The organism is Cyanobium sp. NIES-981, from assembly GCF_900088535.1.
GTDB lineage: Bacteria > Cyanobacteriota > Cyanobacteriia > PCC-6307 > Cyanobiaceae > NIES-981.
Window position 1 is genome coordinate 1,514,920 of sequence record NZ_LT578417.1, and the last position, 16,542, is coordinate 1,531,461.

Annotated in this window: 17 protein-coding genes; 2 read left to right on the forward strand and 15 right to left on the reverse strand. The window is 66.5% G+C overall.

Annotation, left to right across the window (positions count from 1 at the left end; genetic code table 11):
* Positions 1–5: 5 nt before the first annotated feature.
* Genes hsdR through CBM981_RS07770 form a run of 3 tightly spaced genes read right to left on the reverse strand, consistent with a single transcriptional unit; the run spans position 6 to position 3,083 of the window.
* Positions 6–2,348, reverse strand: coding sequence for an EcoAI/FtnUII family type I restriction enzme subunit R (gene hsdR / locus CBM981_RS07760; RefSeq protein WP_087067949.1), 2,343 nt, complete (start codon positions 2,346–2,348; stop codon positions 6–8).
* Complete coding sequence (locus CBM981_RS07765; protein ID WP_087067950.1) at positions 2,345–2,731, reverse strand: HEPN domain-containing protein; 387 nt, start codon at positions 2,729–2,731, stop codon at positions 2,345–2,347. The genes hsdR and CBM981_RS07765 overlap by 4 nt, the downstream gene beginning before the upstream one ends.
* Positions 2,721–3,083, reverse strand: a complete 363-nt coding sequence (locus CBM981_RS07770; protein ID WP_087067951.1) for a nucleotidyltransferase domain-containing protein — start codon at positions 3,081–3,083, stop codon at positions 2,721–2,723. The genes CBM981_RS07765 and CBM981_RS07770 overlap by 11 nt, the downstream gene beginning before the upstream one ends.
* Before the next feature lie 254 nt (positions 3,084–3,337).
* Between CBM981_RS07770 and CBM981_RS07775 the strand changes: the two genes are divergently transcribed.
* Complete coding sequence (locus tag CBM981_RS07775) at positions 3,338–3,613, forward strand: type II toxin-antitoxin system prevent-host-death family antitoxin (protein ID WP_087069279.1); 276 nt, start codon at positions 3,338–3,340, stop codon at positions 3,611–3,613.
* Positions 3,600–3,869: a Txe/YoeB family addiction module toxin gene (locus tag CBM981_RS07780; RefSeq protein ID WP_087067952.1), complete on the forward strand. Its 270-nt coding sequence runs from the start codon at positions 3,600–3,602 to the stop codon at positions 3,867–3,869. Before CBM981_RS07775 ends, CBM981_RS07780 begins: the two co-directional genes overlap by 14 nt.
* A 40-nt stretch (positions 3,870–3,909) precedes the next feature.
* Here the strand turns inward: CBM981_RS07780 and CBM981_RS07785 are convergent, their stop codons facing one another.
* The 12 genes from CBM981_RS07785 to CBM981_RS07835 form a co-directional block, all read right to left on the reverse strand.
* Positions 3,910–5,034, reverse strand: coding sequence for a restriction endonuclease subunit S (locus CBM981_RS07785; protein WP_087067953.1), 1,125 nt, complete (start codon positions 5,032–5,034; stop codon positions 3,910–3,912).
* Complete coding sequence (locus CBM981_RS07790) at positions 5,031–6,821, reverse strand: N-6 DNA methylase (protein WP_225867306.1); 1,791 nt, start codon at positions 6,819–6,821, stop codon at positions 5,031–5,033. The genes CBM981_RS07785 and CBM981_RS07790 overlap by 4 nt, the downstream gene beginning before the upstream one ends.
* A 251-nt stretch (positions 6,822–7,072) precedes the next feature.
* A complete protein-coding gene (locus CBM981_RS15305) occupies positions 7,073–8,350 on the reverse strand; it encodes a hypothetical protein (protein WP_157665379.1) in 1,278 nt (425 codons plus the stop codon).
* Between the two features lie 185 nt (positions 8,351–8,535).
* Positions 8,536–9,996: a Ni/Fe hydrogenase subunit alpha gene (locus CBM981_RS07795; RefSeq protein WP_087067954.1), complete on the reverse strand. Its 1,461-nt coding sequence runs from the start codon at positions 9,994–9,996 to the stop codon at positions 8,536–8,538.
* A gap of 12 nt (positions 9,997–10,008) precedes the next feature.
* Positions 10,009–10,584 (reverse strand): oxidoreductase, encoded by a 576-nt coding sequence (locus CBM981_RS07800; RefSeq protein WP_087067955.1) that lies wholly within the window; start codon positions 10,582–10,584, stop codon positions 10,009–10,011.
* Positions 10,585–10,597: 13 nt separating this feature from the next.
* Complete coding sequence (hoxU, locus tag CBM981_RS07805) at positions 10,598–11,317, reverse strand: bidirectional hydrogenase complex protein HoxU (RefSeq protein ID WP_087067956.1); 720 nt, start codon at positions 11,315–11,317, stop codon at positions 10,598–10,600.
* Positions 11,314–12,996 (reverse strand): NuoF family protein, encoded by a 1,683-nt coding sequence (locus CBM981_RS07810; RefSeq protein ID WP_087067957.1) that lies wholly within the window; start codon positions 12,994–12,996, stop codon positions 11,314–11,316. Before CBM981_RS07810 ends, hoxU begins: the two co-directional genes overlap by 4 nt.
* The gene (locus CBM981_RS07815; RefSeq protein WP_087067958.1) at positions 12,996–13,538 is read right to left on the reverse strand and encodes an NAD(P)H-dependent oxidoreductase subunit E; all 543 of its coding nucleotides are present in this window, start codon (positions 13,536–13,538) and stop codon (positions 12,996–12,998) included. Before CBM981_RS07815 ends, CBM981_RS07810 begins: the two co-directional genes overlap by 1 nt.
* Before the next feature lie 70 nt (positions 13,539–13,608).
* Complete coding sequence (locus CBM981_RS07820) at positions 13,609–13,887, reverse strand: hypothetical protein (protein WP_369801591.1); 279 nt, start codon at positions 13,885–13,887, stop codon at positions 13,609–13,611.
* Between the two features lie 449 nt (positions 13,888–14,336).
* A complete protein-coding gene (gluQRS, locus tag CBM981_RS07825) occupies positions 14,337–15,305 on the reverse strand; it encodes a tRNA glutamyl-Q(34) synthetase GluQRS (protein ID WP_087067960.1) in 969 nt (322 codons plus the stop codon).
* A 50-nt stretch (positions 15,306–15,355) separates the two neighbouring features.
* The gene (locus CBM981_RS07830; RefSeq protein WP_006911342.1) at positions 15,356–15,631 is read right to left on the reverse strand and encodes an HU family DNA-binding protein; all 276 of its coding nucleotides are present in this window, start codon (positions 15,629–15,631) and stop codon (positions 15,356–15,358) included.
* A 137-nt stretch (positions 15,632–15,768) separates the two neighbouring features.
* Positions 15,769–16,461, reverse strand: a complete 693-nt coding sequence (locus CBM981_RS07835; protein WP_172820849.1) for an MBL fold metallo-hydrolase — start codon at positions 16,459–16,461, stop codon at positions 15,769–15,771.
* Positions 16,462–16,542 lie beyond the last annotated feature (81 nt).

Sequence of the window (16,542 nt, forward strand, 5' to 3'; positions counted from 1 at the left end):
CTGCATCAGGCAGAAGCCTCATACAGATACCGCTGGAACCCCGAAAACAGCCGCCCGATCTCCTCCGGCTGGCCCAGATCGGCCACCGCATCGGCGATGCTGTTCTGGTAGCGGAGGCACAGCAGGGGGATGAGCTTGTCCTGGGCGAGTTCCTGCACCCCCATCGTCACGTAGTGCTGGAGCACGAAATCGAGGAACAGCTGCTGCTTGCTGGTGAATTTGGAGTGGATGTAGAGGCGGGCCTGATCGGCGCGGCTCTGGCGGGGGATGGGCCGCAGGGCATAGGCCACATGGGCCAGCACATCGAAGAGGTCGCTGTTCTCGGCATCGATCAGGCGCTGCATCTCCGCCAGCTGCTGGGCGCCGAAGCCCTTCTCCTCCAGGCCCTGCAGCAGCTTGCGGCGGGTGTCGGGCGCGCTCCAGAGTTCGCGCAGCTCAGCTTCATCGTTCACGAATTCCGGCAACTGGCCATAGAGCAGTTCGAGGAACTGCTGCGAACTCATCGGCGTGCCGTCGGGATGCCAGAAGCTGGTCACCATCATGTGCTGGATGGCGCGTTCCTTGCCGTCGCCGAGCCGGATCCGCACCTTGGTGCGGCGGGGCTGGGCGCCGGGCTCATCATCGTCGCCTGGATCGGGGGGCTCGGTTGGTGGACCTGGGGGCACGTCTTGGCGGGGCACGGCGGGTTCTGGCTCCAGGGGCTCGCCGTCCCACTCCGGATCGCTGAAGTGGTGGTGGGCCTTCACGAAGTCGTAGATGGTGAAGTAGTCCTTGCCGTCGTAGAGGCGGGTGCCGCGGCCGATGATCTGCTTGAACTCGATCATCGAGTTCACCGGCCGCAGCAGCACGATGTTGCGCACGTTGCGGGCATCCACGCCGGTGGAGAGCTTCTGGGAGGTGGTGAGGATGGTGGGGATGGTTTTCTCGTTGTCCTGAAAGGCGCGCAGCCAGGTGTTGCCGAGTTCGCCGTCGTTGGCGGTGACCCGCTGGCAGTAGTTGGGATCGCTGCTGCTCTTGTGCTGGTTGATCAGGTCGCGGACGGCGAGGGCATGGTCTTGGGTGGCACAGAACACCAGGGTTTTCTGGCGCTGGTCGATCTGATCCAGCACGATCTGCACCCGCTGCTGCTCGCGCTGCTTGATCTCGATGATGCGGTTGAAATCGGCCTCTTTGTACACCCTGCCCGCTTCGATCTCGCCTTCCACCACGGTGTCGTCCGGGGTGTAGACGTATTCATCCAGGGTGGTGGTGAACTGCTTGAGGCGGAAGGGGGTGAGGAAGCCGTCGTTGATGCCTTCCTTGAGCGAGTAGGTGAACACCGGCTCACCGAAGTAGGCGTAGGTGTCGGTGTTGCCTTCGCGGCGGGGGGTGGCGGTGAGGCCGAGCTGCACGGCGGGGGCGAAGTACTCGAGGATGCCGCGCCAGGTGGATTCGTTGTTGGCGCCACCGCGGTGGCATTCATCGATCACGATGACATCAAAGAAGTCGGCCGGGTACTGGCCGAACCAGGGGGAGGGCTTGCCCTCCACCGGCGGACCGCTCATGAAGGTCTGGAAGATGGTGAGGAACACGCTGGCGTTGGTGGGCACCCGGCCCTTCCTGCGCAGGTCGCCCGGTTCGAGGCGGGCGAGGGCGTTGTCTTCGAAGGCGGCGAAGGAGGTGAAGTCGTTGAAGGCCTGATCGGCGAGGTTGTTGCGATCGGCGAGAAAGAGAATGCGCGGCCGGCGGCTGGGCTGGCCGGAGAGGTTCCAGCGGGCCTGGAACAGCTTCCAGAGGATCTGGAAGGCGATCGAGGTTTTGCCGGTGCCGGTGGCCAGGGTGAGCAGGATGCGGTGGCGGCCGGCGGCGATCGCCTCCAGCACCCGCGTCACGGCGATCTCCTGGTAGAAGCGGAGCTGCCAGCTGCCGCCCTTGTCGGCATAGGGGAGATCGGCGAAGCGATCACGCCAGGCGTTCTCGGCGGCGAAGGTGCGCTGCCACAGCTCCTCGGGGCTGGGGAAACCGGCAGCTTCCGCCTCGGCGCCGGTGGCCATGTCGATGGCGTAGACGCCCCGGCCGTTGCAGGCGTAGGTGAAGCGGATCTGCAGCTTGGCGGCGTAATCCTTGGCCTGGCCCACGCCTTCGCTGAGGGGAGCAGACTCGGCCTTGGCCTCCACCACCGCCAGCTTGGTGTTGCGGAACTGGAGCACGTAATCGGCGCTGAGGGCCCGGCCGCGCCGGCCGCCGCCTTCGAGCCGGCCGGGGGTGATCGGAAACTCGCGGCGGATGCGGCTGCCTTCCACCACACCCCAGCCGGCTGCGGCGAGCAGCGGATCGATGAGCTCGGCGCGGGTTTCGGCCTCGTTCATGGGATCAGCGAGGCCACCTGTTCGAGGAGATCGGCGCAGAGCTGATTCCAGGCAGCGCGATCGAGGTTCAGGACCTCCGGCTCGTCGTCATAGCGAAGACGGGCTCCGAAGGGCGTGAAGTTCTCAAGGGATTGAAAGGGTGTTGGATCACCGCCGCCATCGATGATCAGTTGACCTAGCAAAGCGAGGTCATGGGTGCGGGGATAGTCGCGTTCAAGCGCAGACATCCATGCCTTCAAAGCCTTTTCCGTGGCCTGCTGAACATGAAAGCCCCACGTGGCCTCATCAAAGAGATCTGGATCCAGCATGGACCTCGCAGCCTTGAGATCTCGATGGGCAATCCGCAGCATGCGAGCCGCCTCACGCTGGCGATCAGAGGGCATGCAGCTCTCTCCCCTCGCGGTAGGCCTCGGCCACCACATGCTGGCTGTATTGCCGGCGAGCAAGAGCCTCGGAAGCGGAGTAAACGAGCAAATCAATCGGAATCCGATGCCGGGCCAGCTTTCGGCTCAATTCGCCCGTCTCCTCAAAGCGCGAATGCGTTGCCAGCCACGCATCCGGCACGGTCACCAGCAGATCCAGATCGGAATCGGGCCGCTCGGTGCCGCGGGCGCGGGAGCCGAACAGGCGCACCTCGGCGCCGGGAATCGCCGCCTGGATCTCGGCCGCGATCGTGCGCAGCAGCGGCTCATCCACCACGTAGGAATAGCTGGAGGGGCGGGCCACGGGGCTCATGCCGCCAGTTTGGCGTGGGTGGCCGGGCTCTGCCTGGATCAGCGGCGCGCTTCCTGCAGCGGGCCGCCATCGGCGTTGAGCAGGCGGGGCCGCTCTGGGGCCTGCGGCATGGTGGAGCGCTGGGCAACCAGCGGCTGGGATTGCCCTGAAGCCAGCAATCTGCGGCAGAAGGCAGCTGGTGTCCTGCGATGCAGGCGTGCCACTCACACGGCGAGCACCAGACTATCCTGATGTACAGGTTCTTGGACAACGCCATGCAGGTGGTGAGCTTTTCAGAGGCCCGGGAGAGTTTCAAGGCCGTGCTGGATCGGGTGGAGGCCGATGCCGACGTGACCCTCATCACCCGGAGGCACGCCAAGGGGGCGGTGGTGATGTCGCTCGACACCTACAACAGCCTGATGGAAACCGTGCATCTGCTGCGTTCCCCGGCCAATGCGGCCCATCTGCAGCGGTCACTGGAGCAGGCCGGGCGCGGGGAGCTTCTCTCCCATGGGCTGATCGATCCGGATGTGGCCGATGGCGGCGATTGAGCGGCTGGCCTGGACGGCTGCCGCCTGGGACGACTATCTCCACTGGCAGAGCCAGGACCGAAGACAGCTGCGGCGCATCAACCAGCTGATCCAGGCGTGCCTGCGCGATCCCTTCGCTGGCATCGGCAAACCCGAGCCCCTGCGGGAAAACCTGGCCGGCTGCTGGTCGCGCCGGATTGACGGGGAACATCGCCTGGTTTACAGGTTGGATGGGGAGCAGCTTGTGATCCTGGCCTGCAGGTATCACTATCGGTAAGACAGCTCGGCGAGGTGCACCGTAGGCCGAGGGCACGCGTTCAGAGCTCGCCGTTGAACGCCTGGTGCAGGAGGGACTTCTTCAGTTCCTCCAGGGCGGCGAGTTTGCGTTCGTAGAGGCGGGTGAGGCGTTGGGTTTCTTCTGCCAGGGTGTCAATCGCGGAAACAATACTTTGCTGCTGCTCGAGTGGAGGAAATGGAATGATCACCTTCGCCAGTTCATTTGAGTCAATCTTGAGAGTACCGTGAGCCGCACTGCTCAAGACTGTGTCGCTTGAATTGATTCCGTCCCGAAGAGCGAAAAGGAGATACCTCGGAAGCAAGCCTGGCTTGGCATGGATTCCCCGAATGTCCTGGTTGAACGCGCACGGAACAAGCAGTTCAGTGATCTGCGCTCCATGCGCAAGCCCCATTCCACGAACAAGAATAAGGAGTGTTCCTACCGAGGCCATGCGTGTTGCAGACTCGGCAACTGCTGCCTGGGAGATGTGTAGAGCAGAATCTGAGAGCCGGGTGGATTTCATGTCACGCCCAGAAACCCATGGTATCTCCCCCTCCCAATAACTCTTGTTCGCCTTCGAAGGTGTACCTCCGCTGCTGAACGTGCAGAGTTCATCAAGGCACTTCTCCACCCACGCCTCCCCCCGCTGACTGAACACAGATTGGAGATGACTCTCAAAGATCGCGCGGGCGTTCCGGAGGTTCCGTTCGGCGTTGGCCTTGGCGGTGGCGAGGCCCGCAAACGCTTCGTCGAGCAGGGCGGCGATTCGCTGCTGTTCGGGGAGCGGGGGGACGCATACAACTTCATCGTGAACAAAGTTGCGATTGAGCGTTGGAACACCCGTGCCGGTCGCGAATCGACTCAGGTCAAGGTTTTGGAGCAGGTAAAAAATGAATCGCTGGTCATTACCATGGAAGTCTTTGACATAGAGCACTGTATTTAAAGGCCAGAAGTCTTGATCCAAGAAGAAGACTTTGCCAATGCTTCCGCTGCGACCTGTTGCAACTCCTGGCCCAATAACGGCGCTGCTATCAACCATGTCACTGATTCCGCTTGAGGTGACGAGCGGAACATCCCCACCTAATCGCTCATGGGTTGGCAGGTCGAACCCTCTTTGAAGCGTGGCAACGTCGACAAGCCTCTTGAACTGCCAACCTTCCCTCATACCAACATCCTGATCCTCCCCAGCACTTGCGCACTCTCCGCATCGAGCGCCGCAATCTCCGCCAGGATCTCCTGCGGGCTCCGCAACGCCGCCGCCTCAGCCCCATGGGGATTCTTCACTGAAAGATCCCAGCTCTGTGGATCAATAGAGTCCATCGCCACGCTCCAGCTCTTGGGCGAATCGGCAAAGGTTTTCTGCAGCTCCACAAACTCAGCCAGGTCGCGGTCGTTGAGCGGATTGGTCTTGCCAAGGTTGCGGCCGGGATCGAGCTGGTAGAACCACACCTTGCGGGTTGGCGCGCCCTTCTCGAAGAACAGCACCACCGTTTTCACCCCTGCCCCCTGGAAGGTGCCGCCGGGACAGTCGAGCACCGTGTGCAGGTTGCAGTCGGACAGCAGCTTCTGGCGCAGGGCCACCGAGGCGTTGTCGGTGTTCGACAGGAACGTGTTCTTGATCACCACGCCGGCACGGCCGCCGGCCCGCAGCAGGCGGATGAAGTGCTGCAGGAACAGAAACGCGGTTTCGCCGCTGCGGATCTCAAAGTTCTGCTGCACCTCCTTGCGTTCGCTGCCGCCGAAGGGTGGATTGGCGAGGATCACATCGAAGCGGTCGCGCTCCTGCACGTCACTGAGGTTTTCTGTGAGGGTGTTGGTGTGCAGCACATTGGGCGCCTCGATGCCGTGCAGGATCATGTTCATGATCGCGATCACATAGGCGAGGCTCTTCTTCTCCTTGCCGGTGAAGGTGCGGGTCTGGAGGGTGGCGAGATCTTCGGTGCTGAGCTCGCGGCCCGAGGCGCCGCCCTTGCGCATGTACTCGAACGCTTCGCACAGGAAGCCGGCAGAGCCAACAGCCGGGTCGTAGACCGTTTCGCCGATCTGGGGGTTCACCACCTGCACGATGGCGCGGATCAGCGGCCGGGGCGTGTAGTACTCACCGCCATTGCGGCCGGCGTTGCCCATGCGCTTGATCTTTTCCTCATAGAGCATCGAGAGCTCGTGCTTCTCGGCCTGGGAGCGGAACTGGAGGCCATCGAGCTGATCGATGATCTCGCGCAGGTTGTAGCCGCTGCTGATCTTGTTGCGCAGTTCGCCGAAGATCTCACCGATCTTGTATTCGATCGTGTTCGGCCCGCTGGCGCGCTGCTTGAAGCGCTCCAGGTAGGGGAACAGGCGCTGGTTCACGAAGTCGCGCAGGTCGTCGCCGGTGAGGGCGGCGTGGTGATCCAGCTGGCCGCTGGCGTTCTTCGGCGCCGCCCAGCGGCTCCAGCGGTAGGGCTCCTCCAGAATGGGGCTGTAGCTGCGGCCCTCCAGAGCGGCCACGGCGGCCCTGTCGTCTTCCAGCCCGTCGAGGTATTTGAGGAACAGCAGCCAGGATGTCTGCTCGGTGTAGTCGAGCTCGGTGCCGCAGCCCGCCTCCTTGCGCAGACAGTCGTCGATGGCGCGGAACGCCTGCTCGAACGAGCTGGGGGCCGAGGTGACACGGGAGCCGTTGGATGTGCGGGTGCTGGGGGCGCGGCTGGCGCGTTGGCCATTGCCGGAGGGCTCAGCCGCCGATTCACCCGCCAGAGACACCGAGCCCCCGCGGCCACGGCCGGGCACGATCAGGCGGCGGTTCAGCAGGGCACCCTTCACCGCCTCGTAGCGGGCTTCGTCCCACTCCAGCGTCTCGCGCAGACGACCGTTGCCGGCTGAACCGCCCAGGGCGGCGAGAGCGCCGAGGAATTCGTCGTGGAGGTCGTCGCTGCTGCCGGCGTCGCTCAGCGGGGTCTCAGCGGCGTAGGTCAACGGGGGGAGTGGATCTGCTTACTCAGGATGCCAGCGGGGTCAGGGGGGAGGCAAGGCTGGTGGCAGGGGGGTGGAAGGGTGGGTGGGGGTATTGGAGAGAACGATGGCGGCAGAGATGCAAGCAGGGAACGAAGTGGTTTTTGAAGATGTACAACGCCCCAGATGAGAAGGGAGGATTCACTCTGGAAATAGAGGCAGTTTCTGCATCCGTCTTCTGAATCTCGTGTTAGGCACTCCAAGACGCATTGCGATCAATCACATGGATCACTTGCAGTGGCATCTTGGACAAACCACATTGGCGCACTTGGCTCATACTCTTTAGGGGTTGGCTCTGTACGATAAGCCAATATCTTCCCTTCGTGCTTAAGATCCTGAGTGGTTTCCTCGAAGTGCAGATTAAGTCCGTAAGCCTCACAAAGAATCTCATATGCTGGCTGATTAACGAGTGTTGAGCCGGCAGGGGCGCCACCTAGCCTACATGCGTACACAACAGGAGGCCCAACAACCGTAAGGTGACCTGAAACCTGAACAAGACTTAGATTCCCATAGTCAATGCCGACACCAAGACCTGTATCCTGGAGGACAGAGATGAAGCTGTTTCGATGCGACTTGTAGTGCTGGTGAAATATCTGATGACATCGCATCGCTGATGAAACGGCATAAAAACCTGCATCCGTTCCACTGTAGAAATCAGGGAAGAAAGCCAGGATGCCGTCACCTGTAAACTTGTCAAACACACCAAATGACTCAAGCACTTCTTTGGTTAGCTGACGAGATAACGACGAGATAAACTCTGCGTACCGGTCTGGGCTGCGTGCTTTCAGCATTAGCTCCGTTGATCTTCGGATATCCATTGAGACAACAAAACCAGTGCACTCCTTTGCACCCAAGAATTGATCCCTAAAGGAAAGATCGGTGCCGAGCAACACCTGGGCTGCAGGATGAACCTGATTTAGCAGGAAGGCAAATCGCTCTTTTTGGCGTAGTTGTTCGAGACTTGCCTTGAGTTCGGATGCCCGAGCTTGCAATTCGGTACGGTCTGCCTCTCTGTCGGCAAGAAGAGCACCCTTCTTTTCTATTTCTTTTCGGAGTTTACGAATCTCCCCTTCAAGTCCACTTTCATTACTACTCTCCTCCAATGCATCTTGTAGGATTGCTGGTGGCTCTCCACGAAGCCTCCCAAGATCCCAGTCTATTGCTCGAAGCGCTTCAGTTTGACGCTGTATTGCTGACGACAAGTCCATGGCCTTGAGGGCCTCAGTCTGTAAAGCTACTGACTTGGACCAATCCAATGACTTAGCAAGGTCTGCCCAGGCCGGAGCTAGAGAGTTCATATTCTTTATTGCTTCTGACAACCCTGCTTTGGCAGCAATCTGTACCGACAAGCTGGGTAATTCAAGCCTTGGGTTTAAGGCACCACCTAGCTTGCTTATCCGAGCGATTTCACTGCCTATTGGGTCTAAGTCAGTGTTTGCAAGCTTCTCGATGTTGTCTTGTCCTGAGGAGTTTTGCCGAGCCTTTCGAGTCATGTGCAAAGTGATTTAAGTGTGTCTAACGCTTATTGGGCGGACCCGCAAAAGGCCAAGAGCCTCCCGGATTCAGCGGCATAAACCTCTCTCAGCAGTAAGCTCTTGCTGCAAATCTTGCTGCGGCAATGAATCCTAGGCAAGCACTTCTGACCCTACGCAGCTTCTACGGATTCGCATAACATCCTTCAACCCCTCACCCTCTCCGCCACCACCGCCCCGCTGGCATCCACCAGCGCAATCCTGAGCGGCATCTGCCCCGCCGCATGGGTGCTGCAGGAGAGGCACGGATCGAAGCAGCGGATGCCCGCCTCCACCCGGTTCAGCAGCGGCTCGGGGATCTCGGCGCCCTCGGCCACCGGTTCTGGGATGAATTCGCGGGCGATCTGGGTCACGGTGCGGTTCATGGCCAGGTTGTTCTGGCCCGTGGCGATGATCAGGTTCACGCGGGTGATCAGGCCGTCGTCGTCCACCCGGTAGTGGTGAAACAGCGTGCCCCTGGGCGCCTCGCTCACGCCCACGGCCTCGTTGGCATTGAGCGAGGCCCTCGCGCGGATGCGGCCGTTCATCAGGGTGTCGTCCGCCACCAGCTGCTCGATGCCCTCCAGGCAGGCCACGATCTCCACCAGCCGCGCATGGTGATACGCAAAGGATGATGTGGCGATGCGGCCGCCGCTCTGCGCCGTGCCGCTGCGCTGGCGGAACTCCTGCAACTCACGGTCGGCCCAGTCCGTGCCGATCGCCTCGCACACGTTCAGCCGCGCCAGCGGGCCCACGCGGTAGATCCCGTCGGGGTAGCCCAGCGGCTTGTAGTACGGAAATTTCAGGTAGCTCCAGCTCTCCACCGCCTCACCCAGGAAGCTGGCGTAGTCGTCTTCCGAGAGGCCATCGGCCACCACCGCGCCGCTGCTGTCCACCAGGCGGATCAGGCCATCGATGCACTCCCACTGCCCCCCCGGCCCCACCAGGCCCATGAACAGCGAGGGGAAATCGCCGAACGTGCGCTGCTCCCGCTGCAGCGGACCATCGAGCAGCTTCTTGTAGAGCTCCAGGGCCGTGGCCACCGTGGCCTTCGCCTCCGGCAGCCGCTCCAGGATCCAGGCCTTCGCCTCGGCGCTCAGGGGCGTGCGCACCCCACCGGGCACCGCCCAGGCCGAGTGGATCTTGCGGCCCCCCAGCAGCTCCAGCACCTGCTGGCCGAACTGGCGCAGCCGGATGCCGGCGCGGGCCAGCTCCGGATCGGCCGCCATCAGGCCGAACACATTGCGCTTCGCCGGATCGCTCTCCCAGCCCAGCAGGAAATCGGGGCTGCTGAGGTGAAAGAAGGAGAGCGCATGGCTCTGGCACAGCTGGGCCAGGTTCAGCATCTTCCGCAGCTTCCTTGCCGCCGGTGGCGGCTGCACCGCCAGCAGCTTGTCGCCCGTCTTCGCCGCCGCCAGCAGGTGGCTCACCGGGCAGATGCCGCAGATCCGCGCGGTGATGCCCGCCATCTCGGTGAACGGCCGCCCCTCGCAGAAGGTTTCAAAGCCCCGATACTCCACCACGTGGAAGCGGGCATCGGCCAGCCGGCCCGCCTCATCCAGGTGAAGCGTGATCTTGGCGTGGCCCTCGATGCGGGTGACGGGATCGATCGTGATCGTGCGGGTCATGGCCTCTCCCCCTCAGCCGAACTTGAGCATCGCCGCGCCTTCCATCACCGGCGTTTCGCCCCGCAGCAGGGGCGTGATCGCCTCCCGGATCCGATCGGCGCTCGGCGGACAGCCGGGCAGATACAGATCCACCGGGATCACCTCATGCAGCGGCAGCACCCGCTCCAGCAGCTCCGGCACGATGCCGGGCGCATGGGGGTGCTGGGCGCCGGTGTCGGCCAGCTCCACATAGCCGCGATCCAGCACGCTCTGGCGCGAGCCCCCATCCACGCCGGCCCAGAGGTTGCGCAGGGCCGGCACGTTGCCGGTCACGGCGCAGTCGCCGAACGCCACCACCAGCCGCGTGCGCTGGCGCAGCTGCTGGGCCAGTTCGAGGTTGTCGGCATTGGCCACGGCGCCCTCCACCAGGCACACATCCACGGCCTCGGGATAGGTCTTCACGTCGCTGGCCACCGGCGAGAACACCACATCCACGTGTCTGGCCAGCTCGAACAGCCACTCGTCGAGATCGAGAAACGACATGTGGCAGCCGCTGCAGCCCGCCAGCCACACCGTGGCGAAGCGCAGTTTCGGAGCTGGGGTGGTCATGGCTGGTTCGGGCTCACTGGTTCTGCCACTGGTGCTGGTCGCGGGCGCTGCGCAGCTGCTGGGGCCGCTCCCGGTGCGCCTGCTTCTCGGATGTGGTGTCGTCCTTGCGGAAGATGGCGCCGGTGGGGCACACGTCCACGCACTTGCCGCAGGACGTACAGGCCGCCACCTCGCCCCAGGGCTGGTCCAGCCCGGCGATGATCCGGCACTCGGCGCCGCGGTGGGCCACGTCCCACACGTGGGCCCCCTCGATCTCCTCGCACACCCGCACGCAGCGGGTGCAGAGGATGCAGCGGTGGTGATCCAGCGCGAACTGCGGATGGGAGGCATCCACTTGGCGCGCCGGGTACTGATACGGGAAGCTGGAGTGGTCCATGCCCACGGTCACCGCCACGTCCTGCAGTTCGCAGGCGCCGTTGGCCACGCAGAAGGCGCACACGTGGTTGCCCTCCGCGAAGAACAGCTCCACGGCCATGCGGCGGAACTCCGCCAGCTCCGGCGTGCGGGTGCGCACCACCAGCCCCTCGGCGGCGGCCGTGGCGCAGGCCGGCTGCAGCTTGCCGCTGCCCTCCACCTCCACCAGGCAGAGGCGGCAGGCCCCCACCGGCGTGAGGCCGTCGAGGTGGCAGAGGGTGGGCAGCTCCGATCCGGCCGCCCGGGCCGCCTCCAGCAGCGAGGCTCCGGCCGGCACCGCCACCTCCACCCCGTCCACCGTGAGGGTGTGCACGCTCATGGCCGGGGCGCCTCGCCGATGGGGCAGCTGCCGCTGGTCTGGCAGCCGCTGGGCTCGCGGCAGGCCGCCTCGTATTCGTGGCGGAAATGGCGCAGGGTGCTGAGCACCGGGTTGGGCGCCGCCTGCCCCAGGCCGCAGAGGCTGGTGCGGCCCACCATCGCGCAGAGCTGCTCCAGCCGCTCCAGATCCTGCGGCACGGCGCGCCGTTCCACGAAGCGGTCGAGCAGCTGGGCCAGCTGCACCGTGCCGGCGCGGCAGGGCACGCACTTGCCGCAGCTCTCCTGCACGCTGAAGCGCATGAAATGGCGGGCCACCTCGGGCATGGACGTGCTCTCGCCCATCACCACCATGCCGCCGGAGCCCATCATCGAACCCAGGGCCGTGAGGCGGGCGTAGTCCACCGGCGTGTCGAGCAGGGCCGCCGGGATGCAGCCGCCCGAGGGCCCGCCGGTCTGCACCGCCTTGATGCCGCCGTGGGGACCCTCCCCCCCCGGCACCCCGCCGCCCATGGTGAGCACCACCGTGCGCAGGCTGGTGCCCATCGGCACCTCCACCAGCCCCGTGCGCTCCACCGCCCCCGAGAGGGCGAACACCTTGGTGCCCCGGCTGCCCTCGGTGCCGATGGCGGCATACCAGTCGCCCCCCTCCCGCAGGATCGCCGGGATGGCGGCGAGGGTTTCCACGTTGTTGATCAGGGTGGGCGCTCCCCCCAGACCCACCTGGGCGGGGAAGGGGGGGCGGGGCCTGGGGGTGCCGCGCTGGCCCTGGATTGAGGCCAGCAGCGCCGTTTCCTCCCCGCACACGTAGGCCCCGGCCCCCACCCGCACCTCCAGCCGCAGCCGGAAGCCCGTGCCGGCGATGCGCTCCCCCAGGAAGCCCCGGCTGCGGGCCTGCCGCAGCGCCAGCCGCAGCCGCTCGATCGCCAGGGGGTATTCGGCCCGCACGTACACGTAGCCCTGGGCGGCGCCCACCGCATAGGCGGCGATCGCCATCCCCTCGATCAGCCGGTGCGGATCGCCCTCCAGCACGCTCCGGTCCATGAAGGCGCCCGGATCGCCCTCATCGGCGTTGCACACCACCGTGCGCGGCCCGGGGGGCTGCAGGGCCACCGTGTCCCACTTCAGCCCCGTGGGATAGCCGGCGCCGCCGCGGCCCCGCAGGCCGCTGCGCTTCACCTGCTCCCGCACCGCTTCCGGGGTGAAGCCGCTCAGCACCCGCTGCAGCTGCCCGTAGGCCCCGCGGGCCAGGGCGTCGTCGATCGCGGTGGGATCGATCCAGCCGCAGTTCTCCAGCACCACCGGCTGCTGCAGGGCGAAGAAGGGATGCCCCAGGTCCAGCTCCTGGCCTGCGAGGGCCGCCTCCGCCAGCGCAGACGCCGCCATCCCAGGCTCCACCCCGCACGCCACCTCGGCTGCCCCGGTGGCGGCCGCCACCAGGGCAGCCGCTTGCTCGGGCCGCACGGCGGCAAACAGCCGGCCCGGCTGCTGGGGCCGATCCAGCGCCACCAGCGGCCCCCGGCCGCACAGGCGCAGGCAGCCCACCGGGCGGATCGCGGGCGGGGCCTGGCCGGCCGCGGCGGCCCGCTCCGCCGCCCCCTCCAGGGCCTGGCGCACGGCTTCGCTGCCGGCGGAGCGGCAGCCGCTGGCGCCGCAGCAGCGCAGGCAGGCCCCGGCCGCCATCAGCTCCCCCCGGCTCCGGGCCGGCTCTGCCCGAGCGCCAGGGCATCGAGGCGCCGGGCCAGCTGCTCGGGAGCGTCCACCGGCAAGCGGGCCTCCAGCTGGCCGTCCACCACCAGCACCGGCGCCTGCCCGCAGGCCCCCAGGCAGCTCACCGGCTCCAGGGCCCAGGTGCCGTTGCCGGCCGGATCCCCCAGCCGCAGCGCGAGCCGCCGCTCCAGCAGCGCCGCCAGCTCGGCGCCCCCCTTCACGAAGCAGGCGGTGCCCAGACACACGGCACAGCGATGGGCCGAGGGGGCCTGCAGGCGGAAGAGGTGATAGAAGCTCGCCACCCCGTACACCCGCGAGAGGGGCAGCTGCAGCTCGCGGGCCACCTGCTCCAGCGCCGGCTGGCTCAGATAACCCATCAGCTCCTGCACCCGGTGCAGCACCTCGATCAGGGCGTCGGCCCGGCCCCCCTGCCCCCGCACGATCCGGCTGATGCGCGCCTGCGTGTCGGCCAGGAGGCAGGTGGAGCCAGGGGGAGCAGGGGCCGTCGTTGCCATCACCGGCGCATCGCCATCCCGTGCCTAGCGACGGATCGCCCCCCCGTCAGCAGGGGCCCGGCCTGGGAGGTCAGGTGCCGTTGCCCCCGAGCATGTCGTCGTCGGCCTCGAAGGGCTCGAACTCGCTCCAGCCCGGGCTGGCGGCATCGAACAGGCCGAAGCGGGCCGCCTCGTCGTTCAGCAGGGTGTCGCCGGTGGGGCGGGTGTCGCAGCTCACGCCCCCGTCGGCGGTGGGCCGGCAGTCGTCGAACACCACATCCGCCGTGGCGCCGGCGCCGCCCGGCAGGCCCGGCAGAACCCCCGACCCCACGAGAAGCCCCAGGGACAGAACACAACGACGCAGCGGCATCACAGCACCCGTGCAGCGCAGCGGGGGGGGTTGCTGGGATGATGGCAGCAACTCTCAGGTTGCGGATGTACACCGACTGGACCGCCGTGATCCTGCTGCTGCTGACGGCCGTTCCCCTGGCCGTGGTGGTGGCGACGGCCGCCTTCTTCATCAGGCAGCAGAAGAGGAAACCGACCCGCTGATCGGGGTGATGGCGGGCGCGGCACAGCGCCCCTGCCCCAGACAGTCCAGGCAGGTGCGGAAGCGCTGGTCGTCGAGGCGCAGGATGCCGCTGCCGCCGCAGTGGCCGCAGATCCGCCCGGCCCGGCGACCAGTCTGTTGGGGGTCGAGGTGGAGGAGCCTGGCTTCGATGTTCATCAATGCGGCCTGGTTCTGGGCGGCCCGGGGGAGCCGTGGAGGTTCTCTCCTCAGTGTGCGTGGGTTTCCACACCCCATTCCCGAAACCTTCCTTAAGCCTCCCGCCTGCCGCCGCGAACCTGTTGCAGCAGGTCCGCGGCACTGAGCCGGGAGCCCGGCGGCACCAGGCCGACACTGGCGGCCAGCAGCCCGATCACCCCGGGCCCGTCCAGCCCCTGCTCCCGCAGACCGGCCAGCCCTGCGGAGCCCTCGCGCTTGCTCAGCCGTTGACCCGTGGCCGGGTCACACCAGAGCGGCCCATGGGCATACAGCGGCGGTGGAGCGCCCAGCTCGGCCATCACCGCCACCTGGGCGGCGGTGGAGCGCCAGAGATCGGCCCCCCGCACCACGGCGCTGATGCCCAGGGTGAGTTCGTCCACGGCCGTGGCGAGGTGGTACGCGAGGAAACCATCCGCCCGGCGCAGCACCACATCCCCCACCTGGCTGGCGGCGTCCAGGTCTCCAGCCGCCGAGCACAACCCCAGCGCGGAGTGCTCGCTCCAGCGGATCCGTCCCGGCGGGGAGCGCAGCCGCCAGCTGGGCAGGCGCCCCTGCTCGGGCCCCCACCGGGGCGGCCTGTCGCGGCAGAAGCCCGGGTACACGGCCCAGGCCCCATGGGGGGCGGACACGTCGGCCAGCAGCCGCCGGCTGCAGCGGCAGGGGTAGAGGCGGCCCTGCCGGCGGAGGGCCGAGAGCACCGTGGCGTACAGCCCGCGGCGGTCGCTCTGGCGCCACAGCGGCCCGTCCCAGGAGAGGCCTAGCCAGCGCAGGTCCTGCAGGATCCCCTCCTCGGCTCCGGGGCGGTTGCGGGGCGTGTCGAGATCATCGAGCCGCAGCAGCCACTCCCCGCCGGCCAGCCGGGCCTCCAGCCAGCTGAGCAGGGCCGTGCGCAGGTTGCCCCGGTGCAGGGCGCCGGTGGGGGAGGGGGCGAAACGGCCCCGGTAGGCCCTGGCCCGCCGCTGCACACCGGCCTGGAGCAGCTGCTGCAGATGATCGGGGAGCACGGGCGGACGGGCGGACATGAAAAAAGCGGCCTGGAGGCCGCTGGTGCCGGGGGTGGGTCCGGGCTGGCTCAGCCCTGCACGCGGTCCTTGAACATCTTGCCGGCGGTGAAGGCTGGAACCCGCTTGGCCGGGATCTTGATCTTCTCGCCGGTCTTGGGATTGAGGCCCTGCCGGGCGGAGCGCTCGCGCGGTTCGAAGGAACCGAAACCGAGGATGGACACCTTCTTTCCTTCCACCACCGAATCGATGATGGTCTCGATGGCGGCGTCGACGACCTGGGAGACGTCGGTCTTGGTCAACTCGGTGCGGGCGGCCACGAGGTTGACGAGGTCAGCTTTGTTCATGGGAGCGGGGTAAGCCTCTGGGGCGCGATCGAAGCGGCGGCGGGGGCGCCGTACGGGGCATCAGCGCGCCAATGGTATGGGCCACACCCCGGTACCGCAACAGAGAAGCACGGTGCTGCAACGGTTTTCGTGTTGAATTACCCCATCAATGGGGTGGGCGGGCCTTCCAGCGCGAGGGCAGCCAGCACGGCAGCGCCGTGGGGCACGAGCTTCTCGCCGCGCAGGGCACCGAGACCGCCACCGCAGGCGATCCAGTGGGGTGAGCCCGGCGGCAGCCACTGGCGCAGCCGCCCCAGGCTGCGGCACTGCCGCGGCCAGTGGAAGGTGCGGGCGGTGCGCAACGGGGCCACGGCCCCCACCCCCACCGGCGCCAGCAGCCGGCCGCAGAACAGCCCGTCGAGGCCCTGGCGCTGCACATGCAGCACGCAGGCGCCGGGCGTCGGGCCCGGGGTCCAGAGCAGGCGCGCGCCGGCGGCCAGGTCATGGGCGGAGCCGAACCGCTGCAGACGCTCCACCCCGGGCAGCAGGTAGGCCTCCTGCTCCTGCACCAGCACCGGCCAGCCGAGGGCCTGCTGCCAGCGCCGGCAGCGGCCGTGGCCCTCCCGGCCGGTGAGCACCAGCAGCCCATCCCCGCCCCGACCGCGCAACCAGTCGAGGTTGGCCTGGCTGTAGCCGGGGCAGTCGATCAGCAGATCGAAGCCCAGCCCGGTGCGGGAGGCTTCCAGCAACCAGCTGCTGCCCCCCTGGCTGTCGCGGCTGGGGGCGAACAGCCACAGACCGGGCAGCACGGCCTGGGGTGGGCGGCCAGCCTCCGGAGGATGGGCGAGCACGGACACCTGGGCTTTCCACGGCACTGCTGCCTAGTTTGTGGGCGCACTGGCCGGAGCCGTTGTCAGCCCCATCCACCTCGG

What these genes read in the sequence shown, in the direction of transcription:
- CBM981_RS07820 (WP_369801591.1), bottom strand. Translation starts at nt 13,887, where the DNA reads ATGCCGCTGCGTCGTTGTGTTCTGTCCCTGGGGCTTCTCGTGGGGTCG.
- hsdR (WP_087067949.1), bottom strand. Translation starts at nt 2,348, where the DNA reads ATGAACGAGGCCGAAACCCGCGCCGAGCTCATCGATCCGCTGCTCGCC.
- CBM981_RS07795 (WP_087067954.1), bottom strand. Translation starts at nt 9,996, where the DNA reads ATGACCCGCACGATCACGATCGATCCCGTCACCCGCATCGAGGGCCAC.
- CBM981_RS07810 (WP_087067957.1), bottom strand. Translation starts at nt 12,996, where the DNA reads ATGGCGGCCGGGGCCTGCCTGCGCTGCTGCGGCGCCAGCGGCTGCCGC.
- hoxU (WP_087067956.1), bottom strand. Translation starts at nt 11,317, where the DNA reads ATGAGCGTGCACACCCTCACGGTGGACGGGGTGGAGGTGGCGGTGCCG.
- CBM981_RS07780 (WP_087067952.1), top strand. Translation starts at nt 3,600, where the DNA reads ATGGCGGCGATTGAGCGGCTGGCCTGGACGGCTGCCGCCTGGGACGAC.
- CBM981_RS07775 (WP_087069279.1), top strand. Translation starts at nt 3,338, where the DNA reads ATGCAGGTGGTGAGCTTTTCAGAGGCCCGGGAGAGTTTCAAGGCCGTG.
- CBM981_RS15305 (WP_157665379.1), bottom strand. Translation starts at nt 8,350, where the DNA reads ATGACTCGAAAGGCTCGGCAAAACTCCTCAGGACAAGACAACATCGAG.
- CBM981_RS07815 (WP_087067958.1), bottom strand. Translation starts at nt 13,538, where the DNA reads ATGGCAACGACGGCCCCTGCTCCCCCTGGCTCCACCTGCCTCCTGGCC.
- gluQRS (WP_087067960.1), bottom strand. Translation starts at nt 15,305, where the DNA reads ATGTCCGCCCGTCCGCCCGTGCTCCCCGATCATCTGCAGCAGCTGCTC.
- CBM981_RS07765 (WP_087067950.1), bottom strand. Translation starts at nt 2,731, where the DNA reads ATGCCCTCTGATCGCCAGCGTGAGGCGGCTCGCATGCTGCGGATTGCC.
- CBM981_RS07785 (WP_087067953.1), bottom strand. Translation starts at nt 5,034, where the DNA reads ATGAGGGAAGGTTGGCAGTTCAAGAGGCTTGTCGACGTTGCCACGCTT.
- CBM981_RS07770 (WP_087067951.1), bottom strand. Translation starts at nt 3,083, where the DNA reads ATGAGCCCCGTGGCCCGCCCCTCCAGCTATTCCTACGTGGTGGATGAG.
- CBM981_RS07800 (WP_087067955.1), bottom strand. Translation starts at nt 10,584, where the DNA reads ATGACCACCCCAGCTCCGAAACTGCGCTTCGCCACGGTGTGGCTGGCG.
- CBM981_RS07830 (WP_006911342.1), bottom strand. Translation starts at nt 15,631, where the DNA reads ATGAACAAAGCTGACCTCGTCAACCTCGTGGCCGCCCGCACCGAGTTG.